This window comes from Domibacillus indicus, assembly GCF_023715895.1.
GTDB lineage: Bacteria > Bacillota > Bacilli > Bacillales > Domibacillaceae > Domibacillus > Domibacillus indicus_A.
In genome coordinates this window covers 1-21,098 of the sequence record NZ_JAMBOO010000043.1, presented here as the reverse complement: position 1 = coordinate 21,098, position 21,098 = coordinate 1, and the positions used below count along the sequence as shown (strand labels likewise).

At 41.4% G+C, this 21,098-nt stretch carries 15 protein-coding genes and 1 pseudogene; 2 read left to right on the top strand and 14 right to left on the bottom strand.

The genetic code is table 11. The features are described 5' to 3' along the window. Window positions 1-474 precede the first annotated feature (474 nt). The 13 genes and pseudogenes from M3221_RS24845 to M3221_RS24780 all read right to left on the bottom strand — a co-directional run. Entirely contained in the window at window positions 475-1,977 is a 1,503-nt protein-coding gene (locus M3221_RS24845; protein ID WP_251274741.1) for a malate:quinone oxidoreductase, read from the bottom strand. Between the two features lie 858 nt (window positions 1,978-2,835). Further along, the gene (locus tag M3221_RS24840; protein WP_251274740.1) at window positions 2,836-3,237 is read right to left on the bottom strand and encodes a hypothetical protein; all 402 of its coding nucleotides are present in this window, start codon (window positions 3,235-3,237) and stop codon (window positions 2,836-2,838) included. A 561-nt stretch (window positions 3,238-3,798) separates the two neighbouring features. After that, a complete protein-coding gene (locus M3221_RS24835) occupies window positions 3,799-4,296 on the bottom strand; it encodes a MerR family transcriptional regulator (RefSeq protein WP_251274739.1) in 498 nt (165 codons plus the stop codon). Window positions 4,297-4,775: 479 nt separating this feature from the next. Beyond that, window positions 4,776-6,965 carry a transglutaminase TgpA family protein gene (locus M3221_RS24830; protein WP_251274738.1) on the bottom strand — a complete coding sequence of 730 codons (2,190 nt, stop codon included), beginning with the start codon at window positions 6,963-6,965 and terminating at the stop codon, window positions 4,776-4,778. Further along, a complete protein-coding gene (locus tag M3221_RS24825; RefSeq protein ID WP_251274737.1) occupies window positions 6,962-8,158 on the bottom strand; it encodes a DUF58 domain-containing protein in 1,197 nt (398 codons plus the stop codon). The genes M3221_RS24830 and M3221_RS24825 overlap by 4 nt, the downstream gene beginning before the upstream one ends. Then, on the bottom strand, window positions 8,155-9,108 hold the full coding sequence (locus M3221_RS24820) for an AAA family ATPase (RefSeq protein WP_251274736.1): 954 nt from the start codon (window positions 9,106-9,108) through the stop codon (window positions 8,155-8,157). The genes M3221_RS24825 and M3221_RS24820 overlap by 4 nt, the downstream gene beginning before the upstream one ends. A 424-nt stretch (window positions 9,109-9,532) precedes the next feature. Then, a complete protein-coding gene (locus M3221_RS24815) occupies window positions 9,533-10,618 on the bottom strand; it encodes an alpha/beta hydrolase (protein WP_251274735.1) in 1,086 nt (361 codons plus the stop codon). A 614-nt stretch (window positions 10,619-11,232) separates the two neighbouring features. Further along, entirely contained in the window at window positions 11,233-12,591 is a 1,359-nt protein-coding gene (locus M3221_RS24810) for an RNA-guided endonuclease TnpB family protein (protein ID WP_251274734.1), read from the bottom strand. 351 nt (window positions 12,592-12,942) lie between these two features. Next, entirely contained in the window at window positions 12,943-14,112 is a 1,170-nt protein-coding gene (locus tag M3221_RS26665) for a (R)-mandelonitrile lyase (RefSeq protein ID WP_311316177.1), read from the bottom strand. Between the two features lie 299 nt (window positions 14,113-14,411). Beyond that, window positions 14,412-14,789: a MerR family transcriptional regulator gene (locus tag M3221_RS24795; protein ID WP_251274733.1), complete on the bottom strand. Its 378-nt coding sequence runs from the start codon at window positions 14,787-14,789 to the stop codon at window positions 14,412-14,414. A gap of 758 nt (window positions 14,790-15,547) precedes the next feature. Continuing rightward, on the bottom strand, window positions 15,548-16,720 hold the full coding sequence (locus tag M3221_RS24790; RefSeq protein ID WP_251274732.1) for an MFS transporter: 1,173 nt from the start codon (window positions 16,718-16,720) through the stop codon (window positions 15,548-15,550). 27 nt (window positions 16,721-16,747) lie between these two features. Further along, window positions 16,748-17,110 (bottom strand): cyclophilin-like fold protein, encoded by a 363-nt coding sequence (locus M3221_RS24785; RefSeq protein WP_251274731.1) that lies wholly within the window; start codon window positions 17,108-17,110, stop codon window positions 16,748-16,750. 135 nt (window positions 17,111-17,245) lie between these two features. After that, a pseudogene (locus M3221_RS24780) lies at window positions 17,246-17,635 on the bottom strand (PQQ-dependent sugar dehydrogenase); the annotation flags it as partial. A 219-nt stretch (window positions 17,636-17,854) separates the two neighbouring features. Between M3221_RS24780 and M3221_RS24775 the strand changes: the two are divergent. Continuing rightward, window positions 17,855-18,400: a TetR/AcrR family transcriptional regulator gene (locus M3221_RS24775; protein ID WP_251274730.1), complete on the top strand. Its 546-nt coding sequence runs from the start codon at window positions 17,855-17,857 to the stop codon at window positions 18,398-18,400. Between the two features lie 642 nt (window positions 18,401-19,042). On the opposite strand, the gene M3221_RS24770 is transcribed toward M3221_RS24775, so the two are convergent. Further along, the gene (locus tag M3221_RS24770; RefSeq protein ID WP_251274742.1) at window positions 19,043-19,459 is read right to left on the bottom strand and encodes a MerR family transcriptional regulator; all 417 of its coding nucleotides are present in this window, start codon (window positions 19,457-19,459) and stop codon (window positions 19,043-19,045) included. A 384-nt stretch (window positions 19,460-19,843) separates the two neighbouring features. Between M3221_RS24770 and M3221_RS24765 the strand changes: the two genes are divergently transcribed. Next, window positions 19,844-20,884 (top strand): NAD(P)-dependent alcohol dehydrogenase, encoded by a 1,041-nt coding sequence (locus tag M3221_RS24765; RefSeq protein ID WP_251274729.1) that lies wholly within the window; start codon window positions 19,844-19,846, stop codon window positions 20,882-20,884. The last annotated feature ends 214 nt before the right edge of the window (window positions 20,885-21,098 follow it).

The following is a 21,098-nucleotide window of genomic DNA, read 5'->3' as shown; positions in this document are numbered from 1 at the left end:
TTTGCGGTGCCATATTGGTTTTGACCAGGCGCGCGCAGAGCTCGCAGCCATGTTTAAAACGACTGATTAAATGACAGTCTGCAAGAAAAGGGATTCGCCATTTACACAAAATTATTGACGGTCCCCATAAGTTTAAAGCTATATGTAAACCTAATCTAAAACTTGAACGCCAAGAAGAAGGGACAAAAGAAAATATAAACTCTGTTTTCCTAAAAAATAAAGTATAGGCAAACTTGACGATGAAGAAGAGCCGTATGCCCAACCACAAAAAAACCGCCTTAAGGCGGTTTTTGCTGCTTTAAGAATACACTTTTCAAAATCCTATTATTTCTTTATAAATTTGTCTTTCACTCTTTATGCTGCGCATCTGGGTAAAGCCGGCTAATGTATCTTTCAATATCGGTTTTATCTGGATTCCTGGGTAGACTGCCTGTACTATGGTTGCTTCCTCCTGCGCAGTGGAGATATATAGAATTAACTAAAGGATGGCTGTTTTTCACTTAAACCAAGCACCTGCGCTGTTGAAGCATGAATTTCATGCAGAAGCTCTGGGTTTTCCATTAAGGACACGCCATAAGAAGGAATCATTTCTTTAATTTTCGGTTCCCATTCTTTCATCTGTTCAGGGAAGCATTTTGTGATTACTTCAAGCATGACATGAACGGCGGTAGAAGCACCCGGAGAAGCGCCAAGCAGCGCTGCGATCGAGCCATCAGCCGCACTCACGACTTCCGTACCAAATTGCAGTGTCCCCTTGCCACCAGCCTCCGTATCTTTGATCACCTGCACCCGCTGTCCCGCTACGACTAAATCCCAATCCTCGCTTTTGGCATTCGGGATAAACTCGCGCAGTTCTTCCATGCGTTTTTCTTTTGACAGCATCACTTGTTGGACTAGGTAGTTTGTTAATGACATATTTTTAGCCCCTGCCGACAGCATGGTTAAGAGATTATCCGGTTTTACGGAAGTGACTAAATCAAGCATTGAACCGGTTTTTAAAAACTTCGGTGAAAAGCCGGCAAACGGCCCGAACAGCAGTGATTTTTGATTGTCGATAAACCGTGTGTCAAGATGCGGCACAGACATTGGAGGAGCGCCCACTTTTGCTTTTCCGTATACCTTTGCATGATGCTGCGCTACAACGTCCGGATTATTACACACCATAAAGATTCCGCTTACCGGGAATCCGCCAATATGTTTCCCTTCCGGAATACCGGATTTCTGCAGTAAATGTATGCTTCCTCCCCCGCCTCCGATAAAGACGAATTTCGCCGTATGAGATTCAACCGTACCGCTGTCGATATTCCGCACTTTCAATTCCCACGAGCCGTCGCTCGTACGTTTAATATCATTCACACTATGATTGTAGTGTAAATCGACGTTTTTGCTTTTCAAGTGATCAAACAGCATGCGTGTTAAAGCGCCAAAGTTGACATCTGTTCCAGAGTCAATTTTAGTTGCCGCTATCGGTTCATCCGCTGCGCGGTTCTGCATAATAAGCGGAATCCATTCCATCAGTTTTTTAGGATCCTCGGAAAACTCCATCCCCTGGAACAGTGGATTATTTGACAGCGCTTTAAAACGCTTTTTTAGAAACGTTACATTTTCTTCACCCTGCACTAAGCTCATATGAGGCAATGGCATGATAAAGTCCTCTGGATTATGTAGCAGCCCGCTCTTTACAAGGTAAGACCAAAACTGCATGGACACTTGAAATTGTTCATTAATGTTGATGGCTTTGCTGATATCTACAGAGCCGTCTGGTTTTTCGACCGTGTAGTTCAGCTCACACAGTGCCGCATGCCCCGTTCCTGCATTGTTCCATTCGTTAGAGCTTTCCTCTCCTGCTTTTGAGAGCTTCTCAAATACTTTGATGTTCCAGTCCGGTACTAATTCTTTCAGAATTGTTCCCAAAGTTGCACTCATGATTCCAGCACCAATTAAGATAACGTCTGTTTTTTTCTGTCTGCTGCTCATTATATCCTTCCTTATCCCCTAAGATTTGTAGAAATGATGCAGGCGCTCCTGCTTAGACGCCACAGCAAGCCAGAGCACAGCCTAGTCATTCTTCTTTTCCAGATCCATTACAAGCAAAAATAGAATATCACTATTCAATCATCACCCTAATTAGTATAACTTTATTTAATAATAAATATAAAATAGTATAACATTATTGTTTGTAGATTAAAATATTTATTTACTATTATTATCCTAGTTATAAGCTATTTAAAAGCTGATAAGAAGTGAGAGGTCCATCCACAATACCCTAACAACACAAAAAGCAAATCCTTAACTTACATTCTTCAAAGAGTTAAGGATTTGCTTTGTCATTACCAGTGAACGGCTGCCCTCTAGTTTTCTCCCTTACTTACAATATAGTTCACCTCCATTGTCTGTTGGCCAATCCGCCACCATTATAGACACTTGAGATGTTTTATGTTCGTTATTTATTCATTTTCTTTACTTTGGTTACAGCCCTGTGACCAACCCGTGAAGCATCTATATTTATCTGGGCAGGAAAGATAAGGTTATGTGCATTTCATCTAAAACAGATGAGCAGGTCTCACCTAGAATGGGAAAACAAAAAAAGCGTAAAGATTCTCTTTACGCCTTTTCATATGCTTCCTTATTGGCTGATCATTCTGCTAGCCAAATTTTTATATTTATTCCCTCCTGATGACGTTAGTTGTTTAATGTTGTCTTCCGTTTATTTATTGGCATTGATGGAAGCACCGGCCGCTTGTCCGATCAGTTCCTGTCCTTTTTCCATTAACGTTCTTAATGCTGCAAGACGGCCGGAATCCATATTCTTTGTCCAATTTAAATAAAGAACGATCAGCTGCTTTTAAACAGTTTGTTTTTAGGGATCATTTCTAGCTCGAACTGTTGCTTTTCATCGTTCGTTAATACCGGCTTAATTCCACTAAGAGCAAGCTCCATTCGTTCAATCATAAGAGCCAGCCATCCAACTTCATTTTTTATCGCCACTTCAGATGCATCCCAGTTAATTAACCTTTGGGATCGGCGCGCTCTTTTTTCAGCATTTTCCCAATCTGACAGGACCGCAGCATTGTCTTCTTCCTGGTCCAGTCTGTTTTTTAACAAATAAATATAATGAGCAACAGATTTTATTTCTCTGTGCCTTCTTTCATAGGATCCATGGATATCTAAAACTTTTTTCAATTCATTTGCATGATGAGCCGCTGCTTTGACGTAATGCATATTTACTTGCAACATGTTTAGCCCCCTTGATCGTTCTAGATTTAAGTTTTTATTTTGGTGCACGATAAACTGCTTATGTAGTCAAATAGGTCACTTTTTATCCAATAGAGCACAAAATGAAAGCGCTTTAATCAATCATAATCCCTCTCGCTTATTTCTTCAATACTTGAAGCGGGTTTTAAATAAAATTTTTATAGTCGTGTGCTAGCTTTTTGTTTTTCCTAGTCCGTTATAAGATTGATTCAGCGAAAAGAACTTGTTTAACGCTTTCAAAATTAATCCATTAAATCAGACCACTAATGCTGCAAAATCCTGTTACCAACACTATTCTCTTTCAATAAAAAATTCCTCATAAAAAAGACCATCTCTAAAGAGATAATCTTTTCCGTTAAATCCCCTCTCCATGAGAGTTTTAAAAGATGTGGCACTAAACGATTCCTACTGGGTTCAAACCGGCGGCCTCTATCCTGTCGATGTAACGTAGTCCATGTAATTATAACAATTTGGAGCAGAAAGGTATTATTAGTACAAGCTTCAAATTATAAGTTCACACGGACTTAAAGGAATTCAGCAATATCACTTTATTTTCCCAAAAAGACCTCTTCTTTTTTGTTCTGGCTGGTCAGATAAAGCTTTAAACAGCAGACTGCTTGTTCTTCGAACTTCGTATATGACCACATTAATATGATCCATATTACGCTTAAGTTCTTTTTTTAATTCTGCATTCTCTTTTTTGATAGCAGTAAATTCTTCCATTATAGCAGTCAATATTTCATTCGACGCGGCGTTGTTTTGTACTTCAATTTCAGCCGTTTCGCTTGGAAGCACAATAGGTGCAGCGCCCAGCATACCCGCTATATCGTTAATGGGTAATTTAGATGAGGCTCTCAATTCTTTCATTTGCGTTAAAGTTGCAACGTCCTGCTCAACAAACACACGAGATCTCTTTGGTTTCGCGATTACGTATCCATGTTTCTCAAGTGCGATACTATAATTTCGCACAGTACTCTGGGAGATACCTAATATCGCAGCCACTTCAGTTGTCGTATAGGCTTTCACGATTTCTTTATCCATAACACGAACTCCCTGAACATTTTTATTATTAACTGTCGAAATAAACTGTATAATTGCGGTAATTAAATGACCAAAAAAACAAAAAGAGCCCCCGCGTGTTACAGGATGGGGCTACCCATCCATCGTAACCGTCTATCACGCCTCAACCGTGACAAACACCTGCTCAAGCCCTTTGTACAAACTATTTTATGCGGATAATTTTATCGTATTTTAGCAGCTTTTTCAAGAAGTTTAATTCTTCCTTTACGTCTAAAAGCGCTGCCTGTCCTGTGCATTTGTTCAAACGAGCAAAGTTCCAATAACAGCAGGCTTTTTAAAAAGATACAGAGGGATCACTGAATTTCTGATTCCTAACGGGGTTGAACTAGCAACCTCTACCCCTATCTAGGCAGATAATTACGAAAACGGCTGACCATCTACGGGGGTGTAAATAGCCTGTAGAACCTGACAGCTTTTTTAGGAAAAGCTTCGCAACCCATTTAAGAACTGGTTTTCTTCATAAGGCTTTCCCATTCATTTCTCGCATGGTTCCATGTTCCATTCGGAAGGCGGTCTCTGTATAAATATTGCTCATAATGGGCGGTGAGACCGCTCATTGTGCTGCTGGAAAACTGAGTGTCGATTTCCTTCGCATAGCCGCTCAGCGTTTGGCCTTTTTTTCTCTTCAGTCCAGAGCGGTCCAGCTGGGCAAGAAGAACAAGATATGCTTGTGGGAAATGGTGATCCTCTTTCTTTTGTTTAAACATGAAAATGTAATAGAAAGGCAGCCATTTCCTCCGGTACCGGTAGCATAGCGCAGCAAGAATAAGCGCTGCTCCAGCCAGAAAAGCAATGGCTTTCCAATTCGTATTCAGGAATGATTCTGCATTTACCTCCGACGCTTCTCCGGAATCTTCATCAAGACCCTCTTCTGCCTGTGTCGGTTCTTCCACTGCAGGCTGTTCTGGCGTTTCGGCCGGTGTTTCAGTCGGTGTTTCTTCATTTACTGGTGTTTGAGATGTTGCCTCTAATTCTGGAACCGCTGCATTCGTAAACCCCTGTGTCGGTTCAAAAGGCACCCAGCCGATACCCGGAAAGAATACCTCGACCCATGAATGCGCATTTTCACCTGTCACCTGATACAGCTGATTTCCGGATTCTGTCGTTTCCAGGTAAGTTCCTTCTGTGTAGCCCTTTACCCAGCGGGCAGGGATGTCAATTGTTCTTAGCATAACAGCCATCGAGGTTGAGAAATTGTCACAGTAGCCGCGTCTCGTATCAAATAAAAACTGGGCCACGTAATCTTCATCTTCTGACGGAACAGGCACATCCACCTGCTCATACGTAAAGCCGCTGGAGCTGAAATAGGCTTCAATCGCTTTTGCTTTCTCAAACCACGTTTCATGCTCCTCTGTGATATCCAGCGCCAGTTCTCTTATCTGTGGCGGTATATTTTCGGGAAGCTGTGTGTACCTGTTGGCAATGGCTTGAAAAGAAGCGCCGGCTTCCTCCGATGAACTGTTTTGAAGCTCTTCTGCCCGGAAAGAAGGATGTTTATACTGAACGGAATACGATGCAGGCACTTCTTGTTCATCCCCGTTGATTGCCGTGATTTTATCGGTCCCCTCATTCAGCTCGTATCGGTAGGAGGATGCTGCTTCGATTCTCTCCAGGCCGTGCGGGTACGGGATATAGCCATAATCTTCTTCGTTATAGACAATGCTTGTCCTTTCCTCTGAAGGAACTTCCTCTGTAAAAGAGAAAAAGGACGGCGGTACCCTTCGCCTGAAAGTGAGCGGCTGCTCGTCTGGACTGGAAGAAATCCATCCTTTTCCGGTGTATTCATCTCTCGTATCGACCTTCCAGTAATGCTCTTCTTCTACTTCGGCTGTAAAGACCACTTCACTACTAGGCAGAAACGGACCGCCAAGCTCAGAATCATCAGAACGAAATCCGCCTCCTCCTGTTTCGTCTGTCGACGTATTGCCTGAACCGCCCAGGGACTTCACGAACGGAACGGGATTGGGCCAGACAGGGTCCGCTTTGGGAGCAGCAAAGGCAATAGCTGTACTCCCGGCAACGAAGACGGCCACCGAAACCATCCATTTCAGCTTCATCATACTTTGCGTTTTTGAGTCCGTCAGCCGCCGGAAAGCCAATATTCCCATCAGGACAAAACCAATCAAAACGGACCGGATGATCGCTGTTTGTGCTGAATAGGGAGAAAACGTATCTAAAACCGTAATAAACACAATTGTAGCGAAAAAAAAGAATAGAATATTACTGCGGATCATCAGCCAATAGTGAATTAAATACACAGTAATCCACAAAAGAGAAAAAAACAGCAGCGTTCGAATTGAATCGGACAGCTCTGTCCACTGGCCTTTTAATATCAGCCCGGTATTCTGAATCACATCGCTTAAAAACAAATTCATCATCGTGCCGAAGCTGCCATAATGAATAAATTGAATACAAAACAGAATATAGATCATTTTTAAAATAGCAGAGACTAGACGGGGCACTCCTAAAAAAGCCAGCAGCAGTGATCCAGCAATAAAGCCAACAAAAAAGCCGATCGGGTTTGTACCGGTTAACTGTTCGACTGGACGCAGCCACTCCCATAGAAGCAGAAAGCTGAGAACATGCAAAAGAAAAGAATCAATCGTCCACTTTGTACGCTGTTGATTCATGCCCTGCTCACCTCCGAAAAGGCCTTCGCAAATTGACCTTTATGTACCATACAAACTTTAATCCCGCGTTCCTGCTGAACCAGCTTGTGTTCCGAAGCAGTCTGGCTGCCGGCAGCCAAAAAGACGATTACGAACTGGCCCTGACTTGCATAATAACGGGCTCGTTCGATCATTTTCTCAGTCAGCTGCGCAGTCACAAGTAAAAGAGTACGGCTCTGCTGAATAAACGCTGTTTCATTTTCCAGGACTTTTGCAAAAGAAACAGTGCCTGCCTCTTTAATGGTCGCCAGGTGGTAAAAAAGCTGCTGCTCCTGTCCCTCGCCGCCGCGAATCGCAAAACTGCGGCCATTATCGCTTGCTGTCAGCAGCCCGACTTGTGTACCTGACCGGATGATGCCCTTAATAGCAGAAGCCGTAAACGAAACAACTGTTTCAAACTGCGCTGAAGGCGTGCAATCCATCACAATCATGACATCGTGAGACCGGTACTGTTCAAATTCCTTCGTCATTAAGCTGTTCCGTTTCGCCGTGGCTTTCCAGTTGATCAAGGATAGTCGGTCACCCGGCTGATAGCTGCGAATGCCGACAGACATGGAAGTGTCCTGATTTTGATACGCCCTTGCTGTCATCGCAGAGCCTTGACCAGCTGAACCAGAAATCGGCCGGTATTGAAGCTCTTCGAAAGAAGGATACACCACTATTTTATTTTCGATTGGAATCTGTTTTTCTTTTTCAATAAGACCGAATAAATCGCCTGTTTTCACACGAATTCCCGTGAAGTGGTGTTCTCCTCTCGGCATCTGGCTGATCTCATAGCCCAACACCAGCTTTTTTTTAAAGCCAGGAACCAGGACTTTCTTTATCTGCTGTTCAGAGAGTAAGGAGGAGCTGCTAATCATTTCTTCTGCGATGATATAAAAAAGCGGGAATCGGTTTTTTCTTGAAAGTGCGATTTGAACGCGGACCTGCTCTTGGAAAAGAAACTCTTGTTTAGAAAATGTTCTTTCACCTTTAAGGGACAAAGGATAAAAAAACAACATGAACGCATAAAAAGCGATGGGAAGAAAGCTGTAAAATAAGAACCAGCTGACAAATCCTCCTTGAAACATCGCATACGCAAAAGCAAGAACAGTCAGCCCCATTAAAAATAGGAATCGGCGGAATTCTTTTGCTTTCGAGAATGCCCTGCTCATTCGGCCACGTGCCTCTGAACCGGCACTGAAACCAGGTCTAACAATTGCTCAATTACATTTTCGACATCCACCCCTTCAAAACGAGATTCTGGTTTTAAAATAAGCCGGTGGGCAAAAACAAACGGAGAGAGATACTGTATATCATCAGGAAGCACGTAGTCTCTGTTATGCATAAAAGCCAGCGCTTGTGAGGCTTTCATGAGGGCAATGGAACCACGGGGGCTGACGCCTAGGAAAACACTTTTGTGAGAACGGGTGGCCGCAGAAAGTTCAGCAATATACCTTCTGACAGATTCATCTACATAAACGCCTTTAATATCGAGCTGCAGCTGCCGGAGTTCCGGAAGGCTGACAACCGGCTGAAGATCTTCAATAGGGGGCACATTTTGAGCTCTCTTTAAAACATCCATTTCTTCCTCTAAAGTAGGATAGCCCATTTTCATTTTTAACAAGAAGCGGTCAAGCTGGGCTTCTGGCAGAGGATAAGTGCCTTCATATTCGATCGGATTTTGTGTAGCCATGACAAAAAACGGCTTTTCAAGCACGTGTGTTATACCATCCACTGTAATGCTGTTTTCCTCCATGCTTTCGAGGAGCGCAGACTGGGTTTTAGGCGACGTCCGGTTAATTTCATCGGCTAGGATGATATTCCCCATAATCGGACCCGGGTAAAATTGAAAGTCCATATCGCGCGGGTTATAAATCGATACACCCATAATATCGGATGGAAGTAAATCTGGTGTAAACTGGATTCTTCGCAACTCTGCACTAATGGACTTCGCCAGTGCCCTGACCATCGTGGTTTTCCCGACACCGGGCACATCTTCAAGCAGCACATGGCCTTCGGCGAGAAGCGCCACCAGTGTTAGTTTAGCCACCTCCTGTTTGCCCGCTATCACTTGTTCAATATTTTGAAGAATTTTATCAATCTCAGGATGCAGCTGGTTCATCCGTTCCGTCCCTCCTGGCTTTATGACACAATCAACCCATCTGATAAAAATAGATTGATAAATGATCAGAAATTTCGATTTATTTTATCTGAATATAAGTTTAACGTATGTGCCTTGTATGGTGTCAAATTTTAACTATTAAATCAAAAGGATAATATCTTCAACCGAAACTTCCGTCACTAAATTTTGGATAAGGAATTCATTTCTTTTCGATTTTGGCATCGGCTCCTCACTCAATTACATTACTTCTGTGCCGCCAAATCAGCTGACAACAATGCGTTTGTTTGCTAACATTCCTATCCTGCATACCTTGATTTATTTGGGCAAAAAAGTGTGAATCCCGCATATCTTATCGGGATTCACACAGCGGTTCACTCAGTGCACCATTGGCGCGCAAAGCTCTCTATGATCTTCAACACAAGCTTTATTTTTTCTTCAGATTTTCTTTGAAGAAGGACTCGAGCTTGTCAAATGGGATTAAATTCACCCGGTCGTACAGATCCACATGACCTGCGCCCGGAACAATGTAGAGTTCCTTCGGTTCGCCTGCCAGCTTGTAGGCGTCTTCGCTGAACTCTCTGGAATGAGCGTTTTCACCCGTGATGAAAAGCATCGGACGAGGTGAAATCGTCTCTATGTCTTCGAACGGGTAAAAATTCATGAACTTGACGTTACTGGTCAGCGTCGGGTGTGTCGTGAGTTCAGGTGACGAGCCCTTGGGAGTGAATTCACCTCTTGGAGTGCGGTAGAAGTCATAAAACTCACGTTCAATGGCGGTAGAGTTTTCATTCAGTTCATGTACGGTCCCACTGGTGTATTTGGTTTCACCGCCTGTGAACTCCACATAGCGCTGCTCCGCTGCCTCTTCGAGAATCTTCTTTCTCTGCTCAAGAGTCTGCGAGTGTTTAAGCCCGTTACGGTTGGCGGCACCCATGTCGTACATACTGACTGTCGCAATGGCTTTCATGCGGGGGTCGATCTTGGCCGCGCTGATAGCAAAGCTTCCGCTGCCACAAATTCCGAGAACACCAATCCGCTCCCTGTCAACAAACGAACGGGTGCCTAGGAAATCCACCGCAGCACTGAAATCCTCGGCATAGATATCCGGCGAAACAGCGTTGCGAGGCTGACCCTCACTCTCTCCCCAGAAAGACAAATCCAATGACAAAGTAACAAATCCCTTTTCAGCCATTTTCTGGGCGTACAAATTCGAACTTTGTTCTTTTACTGCGCCCATAGGATGCCCGACAATGATCGCGGGATTTTTGGTGTTCTTCTTCAAGCCTTTGGGAATAAAAAGATTTCCTACAACATTCATGTTATATTGATTTTTAAATTCAACCTTCTTCATGGTTACCTTGTTGCTCTTGTAAAAGTTGTCTGCTCCATTGGACATGTCCGGCGTGTATGCAGCGCCAACACCGGTCTGGGATGCAACGATGGTCGCGGATAAAAGCAAGCCCAGTGCTATCACTGTGAGTACACGCGTGATAATAGATTTTTTTTTCATTTTAAGTCCCTCCAATGTTTTTCCTGTTGTTATTACTCTTCTGTTCACGTTCGCAAATTGTCCAAAATATATTCTGCTAGCGTGCTTTATTCCCCCCTCTCTAGACAAGTTAAAGTCAGGGTACAACTTTAAGTGAACTTTAAGTCAATAGATTCCATCAAAATTTCCCTTAAAAGATTAAAAAGACTTACTTTATTACATATTTAACCTTTTTTATATACCTTCCAACAGTACTTTCCCATACACCACAGAAGGGACGGTAGGAGGGATAACTAATAAACTATATTTCTATTTCCTCTTTTCTGTAAATTCTTTATACAATTCATGCTTTCAAATACTGCAATCCAACTTCTAAATAACCTCTCAGTGTATATAGAGCCAAAATGAACCTAAAGCTTTAATGTGATGGCTTGATGATCATTTTGGTGCAAGGCTTAATTAAACGAAAAACACCGTTTCTGTCCGGCTTAATTGGAAGTGCCCAAATTCCAAGACCAAACAGAGATGGTGTTTCGTTTTTCAGTATTTGAATGCTTTCTGAGTGAACCTCTCCACCTAAATCAAAGATTTTGATGGAGCATCCCTTATCTTGAATACGGTACAACATCAGCTGGTTAAGCTTCCTCCGGAAGCCCGAGTGCATAATGGAGACTAATGAACGAAGACAAGGTCTGCGATGTCCTTATTGCCAGCTCAGGAACTTTTGCCTGAAGTGACAACCATTTCGTTTCCGAAGTGGATTTTTGCAAAGTCCGAATGAAATAACGGGCTCCAATATTATAAGAAGCGGATAAATCCGCATGATAGACTTTGCCCGTTGAAAACGTGGCAAGGTCTTTTTTTGGATTCCGTTCCACTTTTCCAGATCCGTCGAACGCCAGGGAACTGGTGTTTCGCGGATTGATCCGGGAGATGCGCATGCCCAGGCAGTGCACCATTTCCTCCACTTTGTTCTGGATGCCTATTTTCCGCCACCCGTGAAGCTTGAAGCGAAGTTTTCTGGCTCCATAGAATCCCTTTGGAGTTTTCATTCTGCCCAGGTATTCGAATACGATGACGTCACAGCCATGCTTTGCCGCAAATTTTACAATTTCATGGCTTGTGTGGCAGACAATATGCTGCTGGTATCCATTGATCTGCCGCCAAAAATGTGGAGCATGAATACGGCCGCTTGCCCGCTGGGCTTTTCGCAGTTTATTTGTTAACGTCTGCAGACGGTCTTTTTCTTTAGGCTGGTTGATAAATATCCGGCCTAAGACAGTGCCTGTTGCATCGATAACGGAACAAACCGCAGAGTTCATCAGACCAAGATCTACCGCACACACTTTTTGTTCTTGAATAGGCGTTTTTGTTAAAGTAACTTTATTTTCATAGCTGATGGAGAGGAAGAATTTCTTTCCCCGCTTAATCAGCTTAGGATTGTTCTCTTTCCATTCCCAGACACCGCGTTTGTAGTGGTCCTGCCCCTTAAACTCGATATCTACCCATACCCAGTCATTCTGATGGAATACCTTGATTTGCGCAGTGGTAGCGGATGTTTTGTTGAACATATTCCCTTTATAAAAAACAGGAAATTCCTTATGTTCCGTCTGCAGGCGGGGAGGCTGTTTCCTGAATTTCTTCCCTTCGGAAAGAGCATACTTCTGCTCTTTTTCCCAGTTTTGATAGTTAGAGCGGAAGCTCTTTACCTTGCCCAAAGCGGAAGCAATGGCACTTCTGCGAAAATAGGATGGAAACTTGTAAAAACGCTCGTTAAACTCTTTGTATTTTGGAAAAGGGTTTGATTTGGTTGCGTGAATCAGTTTTTCTACTGCAGGCACAATTGATTTGTTTGTCAGGCCGTCGGTATTATCAAATTCTTTGTCGATAACCTGGATGATGAAGGACAGAGCCTCATTGTAAATATCCAGCGTATCATTGAAGATTTCGGTCTGGTTTGTAATTTTGTGCAGCAGCGACTTCGCAACTTTCATGGTCAAACCCTCCTTTCCATTTTTTAGATCTTATGATACGTTGATCGTATCAAAATGGAAATCACTTGTAAAACGAAAAGAGAATCAATAGGAGTGCTTATAAGTAAGAAGCAGCAAGCAATATAATAAAAAATATAGAGAAGAACAAAGAGAATAAAGACCTTAACGCCTAACCCCCACTAAATCAGAGATTTTGAAGGGGAATGCGGCGCTAATTTTTTGTTCAAAAAGTAATGTAGGTTTACCTATACATACCTGTTTTAACTGGCAAACTGTACTTTTGTTTCACCAAGAAATGAACTCTATATGCCGGAAAGCAGCTAATAATGAGGATTACTTCAGCATAGAGCCTTATTTTGCCCTGCTGCTTAAAACCTGATTTAATACTTCCTCAGCATTATCGGCTTCTTTTTTGCCTACTTCGTCTTCAAGGACTGACACCACACTCTTCATTTGATCCTCCGTCAGTCCGGTATTAAACCCAATATTAAAATGCGCCTGCAGCTGAGAATTGACACCTTCCATATTGGCCAGTGCCGCAATGGTTGCGAGCTCCCTGCTCTGGAAATCCAGATTGTCTCGTCCGAAGATATCTCCGAACAAGTGTCCTTTCAAAAACTCATCGATGGCTGGAGTGAATGTATAAATTGCTCCTGTAACCGGCGCTCCAACCAGGCTCGTTTGAATGTCCGTTCCAAGTTCAATGCTGCTTTTATCGGCCGGAAGCGGGCTTGCTTCAGGACCCATTTCATCCTTGATGCCTGCCGCTTCCCGTTCTTCTATAACAGCCATAAGGGTATTGATCCCGTTTAAACTGCGAGGGAATCCCGCATAGGCATACATCTGTACAAGGACTTCCTTGATCTCATTGACAGTTAAGCCCGCATCCAACCCTTCGTGCAGGGCGGTTTCTAATTGCGGCAAATCACCATCGGCGGTAAATGCCGCGATCGTCACGATGCTTTCTTGTCTTTCAGTTAAAGCTTGTATTTCCTCTTTCTCTTTTTTGATTTTCTCTTTTTTATTCTGCGCACCATATTGCTCGTCGCTAACCTTCTCCAGCCATTCCGCGTTTTTACCATCGAGCACTCCTGTAAGAGCCATGTGTGTCATGGCTTCCGTAGGTGAAGCTCCATGCCAATGTTTGACGCCAGGTGGAAACCAGACCACGTCACCTTCCCGGACCTCCTTAATCGGACCACCCCACTCTTGCACCCAGCCAACACCTTCTGTAATCATCAGTCTCTGCCCTGTCGGATGAGTGTGCCAGGCGGTTCTTGCTCCCAGCTGGAATGTCACATATGCGCCTGAATAAGGGGCTGATTCATTTTCAGCAAAAAGAGGATCAACGCGTACATTGCCGGTAAAATATTCGGCCGGCCCCTTATAAGAATCCTCCAGGCTGCCTTGAATAATGGTCATTGAATCAGCATTTTTTTCGGCGGCCACCGCCTGTCCTGCATCGGTACCTCCTGAAGCGAAGAAAGAAAGTGATAAAGTTAGCGCTGTAAGTTTTTTCATTGTTTTCTCCTTTCAATTCCAGTTCCAAAGCTAGTAAAAGAATACGAGCAGAATACTTTTTCAGAATGATGTATAACCTGCATAGCGAGAACTCGATTCAAACTTTTCACATTAGTTTTTTTGAAATAATAGAAAACTTAAAATCTCTTAATCTTATTCCGTATAACCATTTCATGATAGAGGTTCATCGTCGATTTGACCATTTATCCCAAAGGTATCTGCCTTATTAAGTCGAGAATTAAGTTTCATCGCTCTTTAGAAATTGTCAATCCTTATGCATGATTATTTTCCATCAAAGGTTAACATTTCATTTCCTCCTCTTTTTTAAGCAACAATCCGTCGTAATACTCAATTTTTTTGTCTAGTCTTTTGACTGTTTCTTCAACCTCTAGCAATTTCGCTGCCAACCGCTGTCTTTCTTCAACCAGAATATTTTTGCGGGCTTTTAGAGTCTTATCTCCCTCGGCAAACAAAGAGGTATATTCAATTAATGACTCAATACTCAAACCGGCATTTCGCATACATTTTGCAAACTCAATCCATTTAATGTCCTCTTCACTATAGTTACGAATGCCATTTTCTTTACGCTTTACAGGCGGGATCAAGCCTATACGTTCGTAATATCTGAGAGTGGCTGCTGTTAAATCAAACTGCTTTGCAACTTGTGCAATATTCATCCTCTTCACCCCAACTCTTTTATGTATGAAGATTCAATCGTTTAAAGTTAGCTTTAAGAACTGCTAACTACATACTCGCTTCCGGTCAACATATTAGTACAGTCAATTGATGAATCAATATCTGTCTATAATTTTTAAACAGAAGCACCGTGCTTACAATAGACAATCCAATCCTACTTGTTGATTAGTGAACAAATCAATCGAATTTGTTGATTATGTAAAGGTATTGAGCCAATCTTGATCAAGGTATCCAACCCACTACCTAGAATAATGCACGCATAAAAGTGTAGTTATACGAGTAGGTCAAGGAGCTTTGATTTAAACTAACCCTGCTCAGTATATAAGGATAAAACCTATTTAAAAACTTTGAGTTATAACTACTGATTTAATGAATAAACTTACCTGCATGTTGTCTATTTCGATTTAAAAAGGCATGTTTTGATACTTAATCAAAACATGCCCAGAACCTCAATTTTTGATTTTACATTAGTTACATCCAGGCAGCTAAGTTTTCTAACTGCTGGCACTGGCGTAATTCGCAAGTGCAAACTTGCAAAATCGGCATGCCAGCCAAGAGAAGATGACCGCTATAGTGATTAATGTAACCGTTGTCCGCCCATCTCACTGACCAATTAAGGAACTTGCCAGGGTAAACGCAAGAAATGCTGCTGATAAAACATACGTTAAAGCTACACGTAACCATCCTTATATAAATTAATAATGATTAAGAGGTTCATAGAGAATATGGAGTTTATTCCTTATCGAGAAAGTTGTTGTCTAGGAGTAAACATATAGTTTCTCAGTAAAATAGTTATCAAACCTAATATCAAGGATAGGATTCCCACGAATACAACGTATTGTGTACCCATTTCTGATATAAATATCCCACCTACAGTTGCACCTAATGTTGTTCCTACGTTACAGGATGATATAAATAATCCATTGGCAAAATCAGGCGCTTCGGGAGCTGAAGATGCAATCAAATATTGATTAATATTTGCCATTATTCCTCCAGCTAATATTCCCCAAATTAAAGTTATAATTGCCACAGGTACGGCAAACTGTCCTGCGAAAAATAAAATGATGTAAACAGCACTCAATAACAAAGGAAAAGATACTACAGATTTGGTGGCACTATGAGTAAGTAACTTTCCTGCGACAATGTTTCCAATAATATTGGCTCCACCGAAGATGAATAACGTTAAACTTATGGTATTCGGAGCCATATTCGTTACTGTTTTCAGATATTCAGCAAGATAACTATAAACCCCAAACACGGCTGAGTTTAATAAAATGACAGTCATGATGGAAAGCCATATAATAGGTTTTTTTAATACGGAAAGTTGTGTACCATAAGAAAGTCTTTCTTCAACAGGCATCGATGGCACAAAAATCAATGTAGCAATGAATACAATCGCATTAACAATAGCAAAGAATGCCATCGCCATTTCATACGAAACGGCACTTTCAATAAAACTTGCGATCGGTACACCGGCTACCATACCAGCAGATACTCCTATAAATACTTTAGAAACAGCTTTTGGAGCTTCTTCTTTACTTACTGAGGAAGCAGCTACTGTAAATGCCAAGGAACAATAAATTGGATGAAAAAAGGCTGGAATGATACGAGAGATTAATAGAATGGTGAAGTTAGTTGCAAATAAGGACACAATGTTCCCCAGAACGAAAATGCCAAGAACAAGTAACATGGCTTTCTTGCGATTCATACCCGAGAACAATAACGGCAAAATTGGGCCAGATACTGCAACACCAAGGGCAAAAATACTCACCAGCAGCCCTGCTTGAGATACACTGACATTAAAGTGGTCTGCAATGGAAGGCAATAACCCAATGACTCCCATTTCAGTATTTAAGATGCCGAAAACACCGACCGTTAATATAAATATAAGCAAATGGTTTTGTTTGACCAAAAGTAATATCCCTCCTCATTTCTCTTTTTAATTAATTTCTTCAATTTGAACTGTAAAATTACCCTGAATGCTTTCAAGCTTTTCTATTCCGGATTCAATCTTTCCTAATTTAATAAGTCCAGTTGAATACCCGAAATCCTTATAAAATATAGCTAAATTTCCCCAGGGAGCATAATAAGTGAAATCTCCGGCTGAAGGTTCACTGCCTGACGGAGCTTTTTCCGTAGTTAGCTTTTTTGATAAGTAACTAATTTTTTCGGTTTGGGCATAATCTTCTAACGTTATTGTTAATGGCAGTTGTGATAAAAAATCCCTGCTTGCTGGATTATCATACATATTCACAATTACTGCTTCATTGTTAAACGTCAATTTTACTTTAACGTCTTCCATAACAACTCCCCCCCACTATCAATTGTAGAATCTTTGCCATTCCGCGATATAGCTGCCAAGAAGGCACATGAATCGATAAAAGAAACGTCTATTGATATTTTAAAATCCCTGCCTCTTTCCGAAATTTGAGGCCAATTAATTTGATTCGGAGAGTGGTATTCTGTATAACTTATCGTCATTCTCCTGTGGAGCACCACGACCGTCTGTGTTATTGCTAATGAAATAAAGCGCGTCATCTTCGATCAGCACATCCCGAATTCTTCCAAGTCCCGTTATTACCTCTCATTGTTCACCTGTTTCAGGGTCAAATTCTAATACGGCCGTTCCTTTTAATGCTGCAACGTACAATTCGCCATCATAATAGCCCCTTCCTGGTGGCACCCAAGTTGCTTCATCCTCATCTCCGGAAGTGAACAGTGGTGACACCATCCCTTCTTGTTCTTCATGGCCTTCAATAATCGGCCAGCCATAATTTTGGCCGGCTTCTATTTGATTAACCTCATCATTCACATCGTTACCGTGCTCTTCTTTTTGGTCATGAAGACAATTCATTTTTGCAGCTAGAGTGGTGGACATTGACTTCGTCCAGAAAAGAAAATCATCATTGATTGATTAATCAACATATGTTTATAATTATAAAAAGAAGCAAGTTGCTTTCAATGGTTAAATGAACGTAATTCGTTGATTACTCAACAAATTCATAAAAATTGTTGATTATCTTTAGGAAAGTTTGGTGACTTCATAATGACTAAAGTGGATAGAAGAATAACCAAAAGCCAGGAAGCCATTAAAAAGGCTTTAATCGAACTGATGTCCGAAAAGGGTTTTGATGACATTACCATTCAGGATATTGCTGACAGGGCAAATGTTAACCGGGGAACGATCTATCTTCATTACTTGGATAAATTCGATTTACTGGATAAGATAATCGAGGAACATATAAACAACATGAGTGATTTTTGTGAATCGGCAACTGAAATGGATTGGATTGAATCGACTGTACACTGTATGGAGTATTTTGAAAGTAATTATTTATTCTTCTCAACGATGTTAGCAAGTGAAGGAGCCTCATATTTTCGTAATCGGTTCCTCAAATTTAATATCGAAGAATTCAAGAATGATGTGGATATAACAAAAGGGAAAAATCATGGTCAAAGTGAAGACGTAGTTGTTCAATTTGTTGCGAATGCTTACGTAGGAATAGTGGAATGGTGGTTAAAGAATGGAATGCCTTATCCGCCCCGTGTTATGGCAGAAAAAGTGGGGGATTTGTTAGAGAGGATTGTATAAACCTTCCTTACATTAGTGAAGAAAAAAGGATATCCATGAACTTCATGACATTCCTCGTTTAAAGTCACGTCAAAATAAGATTACTGTGTTAGATATAAAAAAGGGCTTGTGTCACATAACGATCCTGAAAACATAAAATGGCTCAACACGGTTATAACTTCTTATTCAACACCATAAAAATATGGCTCATAACGAATAAAAATAGAGGATACAGTATATTACTGCATCCTCTATTTTTTTGCATGATCCAATGCAGGTATCAAAATTACATAATATTGTTGGACAAAATTTGCTGTTCATACCATCATGGAAGGACTGCGCCAGGAAAAAAAGAAAATAACATTCGCTCAACCATTATTTCACCAGGAGCTGTTTTAACTGAGCTTTATAAAACGACTAATGACCCGGCATTTATTGAGATGGTAGAGAATATTCCTGCTGACACTGATTTTAGCCTTAAAGTCAAATGACATTGCAGATGCAGTAGCTTATGCCATTAGCATCCCTGAAACTGTTGCGGTAAGGGAAATCTTGATTCGTCCAACGAAACAAATAATTTGATGACATACGCGGTAGTAAATGATACAAACAAAAACCACCTGTATTTTATATACACTGTTATGAAACACAGGCGGCTTTTTGTTAATTAGTAATGAAACTCCCTATTTTATCGTTTTTATGGATATCTTCCGTTCCTGCATCCAATGCAGTTTTGTAATACATACATTTATGCTCGATGACTTCCATTGTTTTTCTTAGTTCATCCATCTGTGCTTCTACACTAGCTTTTCGTTCCATAAACATGTCATATCTTTGCTGCAAGGTGGAATCCCCTTCAGAACACCAATCAATGAAACTTTTAATTTCCTTAATAGGCATCCCGGTGGCTTTTAAACATTCAATTATTTTTAAAGCGCCGATATCGGATTCTTTAAACAATCGTGTTCCGCTCGGTGTCCGTTCTACAAAAGGCATAAGTCCCTCCTTGTCGTAATAACGCAAGGTATATACTGTGAGATTCAATTCTTTTGCAGCTTCGCTGATAGAATATGTTCTCATCATTTATCTCCTCTTTTCAAATATCTAAAGTTCGAGTTAACTCCATGTTTTTCAGAAATTTTACCACGGTATTTGCTGAGTGTCAAAATCAACTTATAGGGAAAGTAGAAATGGACTCTGTTTAACGGGGATATGCTTACTAAAAAAGAATGCAGCTAGCTATAGGGCTATACTGATAGATGATATGAAACCTGTATGGGCGGGAATCTTTTAAAAAAATATAAGCTATCCACTTGACCTAGAGTTAACTATAGGGATTAACATTGTTTTGCAAGAGAAAAAGCAGGGACGGAAATGAATGAAAAGATTTTTAACCTGATTTATTCATTTATACCTGATACAGGCGCATTCTCTTGAAAAATATACATTATAGGAGGATTTTTTATGGTAACTGCTAAAGCACGAGCTGTCGACGGTCCAGACAAACCGTTTCGAGCAGCCGAAATTAAACGACGCGATCTAGATTTGCATGATGTTTTGATTGAAATTAAGTATGCAGGCATATGCCATTCTGATATCCATACTGCTCATGGCGAATGGGGTCCCGTGAACTATCCTCTCGTACCTGGACACGAGATTGCGGGTATTGTCACAGATATAGGAGCCGAGGTCACAAAGTACAAGGTCGGTGACCGGGTAGGAGTCGGGTGTATGGTTGACTCCTGCGGCGAATGTGAGAACTGCCGTAAAGGAGAAGAACAATACTGTCTCAAAGGAAATGTTCCTACCTACGCTGGTGTTGACAAATACGGCGAGCCTACTCAAGGCGGCTATTCTACCCACATTGTCGTAACGGAGGATTTCGTAGTCAGAATTCCTGATAGCATTGAGCTTGACGTCGCAGCACCATTACTTTGTGCAGGCATTACAACATATTCGCCACTAAACCATTGGGGAGCTGGTCCAGGCAAAAAAGTAGCGGTTGTTGGTATGGGCGGTCTTGGTCACATGGCCGTTAAAATTGCACATGCGATGGGTGCGGAAGTCACTGTTCTGTCACAAACATTAAGTAAAAGAGAAGATGGCTTACAATTTGGTGCTGAAAATTACTATGCCACAAGCGACCCAGAAACATTCGTGAAACTTGCCGGAACCTTTGACTTAATTATTAACACGGTAAGTGCAAAAATCGACATTAATGCTTATTTCTCACTGTTAACGCTGGATGGTACTCTAGTAAACGTTGGTGCGCCTGCAGAGCCATTGTCAGTAAATGTGTTCTCTCTCATCGGTCACCGTCGTTCATTTGCAGGTTCAATGATTGGAGGCATCCGTGAGACTCAGGAAATGTTGGAATTCTGTGGAAAACATAATATTGTTCCTAAGATTGAAGTCATTTCAGCCGACCAAATTGATGAAGCCTACGAACGCGTATTAGCTTCAGATGTGAAGTATCGATTCGTGATTGACATTGACACAATGTAAGTTGCATAAATAATAAGTTCTAATGGTAATTTCGAGAGTGTCCCACAATTTAAATACAAAAACAAAAAACACCGCCTGGATTTTATTGAGGGCACTGAAAAACTTACGTTTTTAAATTCTTACTTGTTTCTCCAACAAAAATAGGCAGATTCCTGTTCAAAATTGAACAGGAATCTGCCTATTTCCTTTTAGGCTTTTTGTTCTTTTTCCTCTT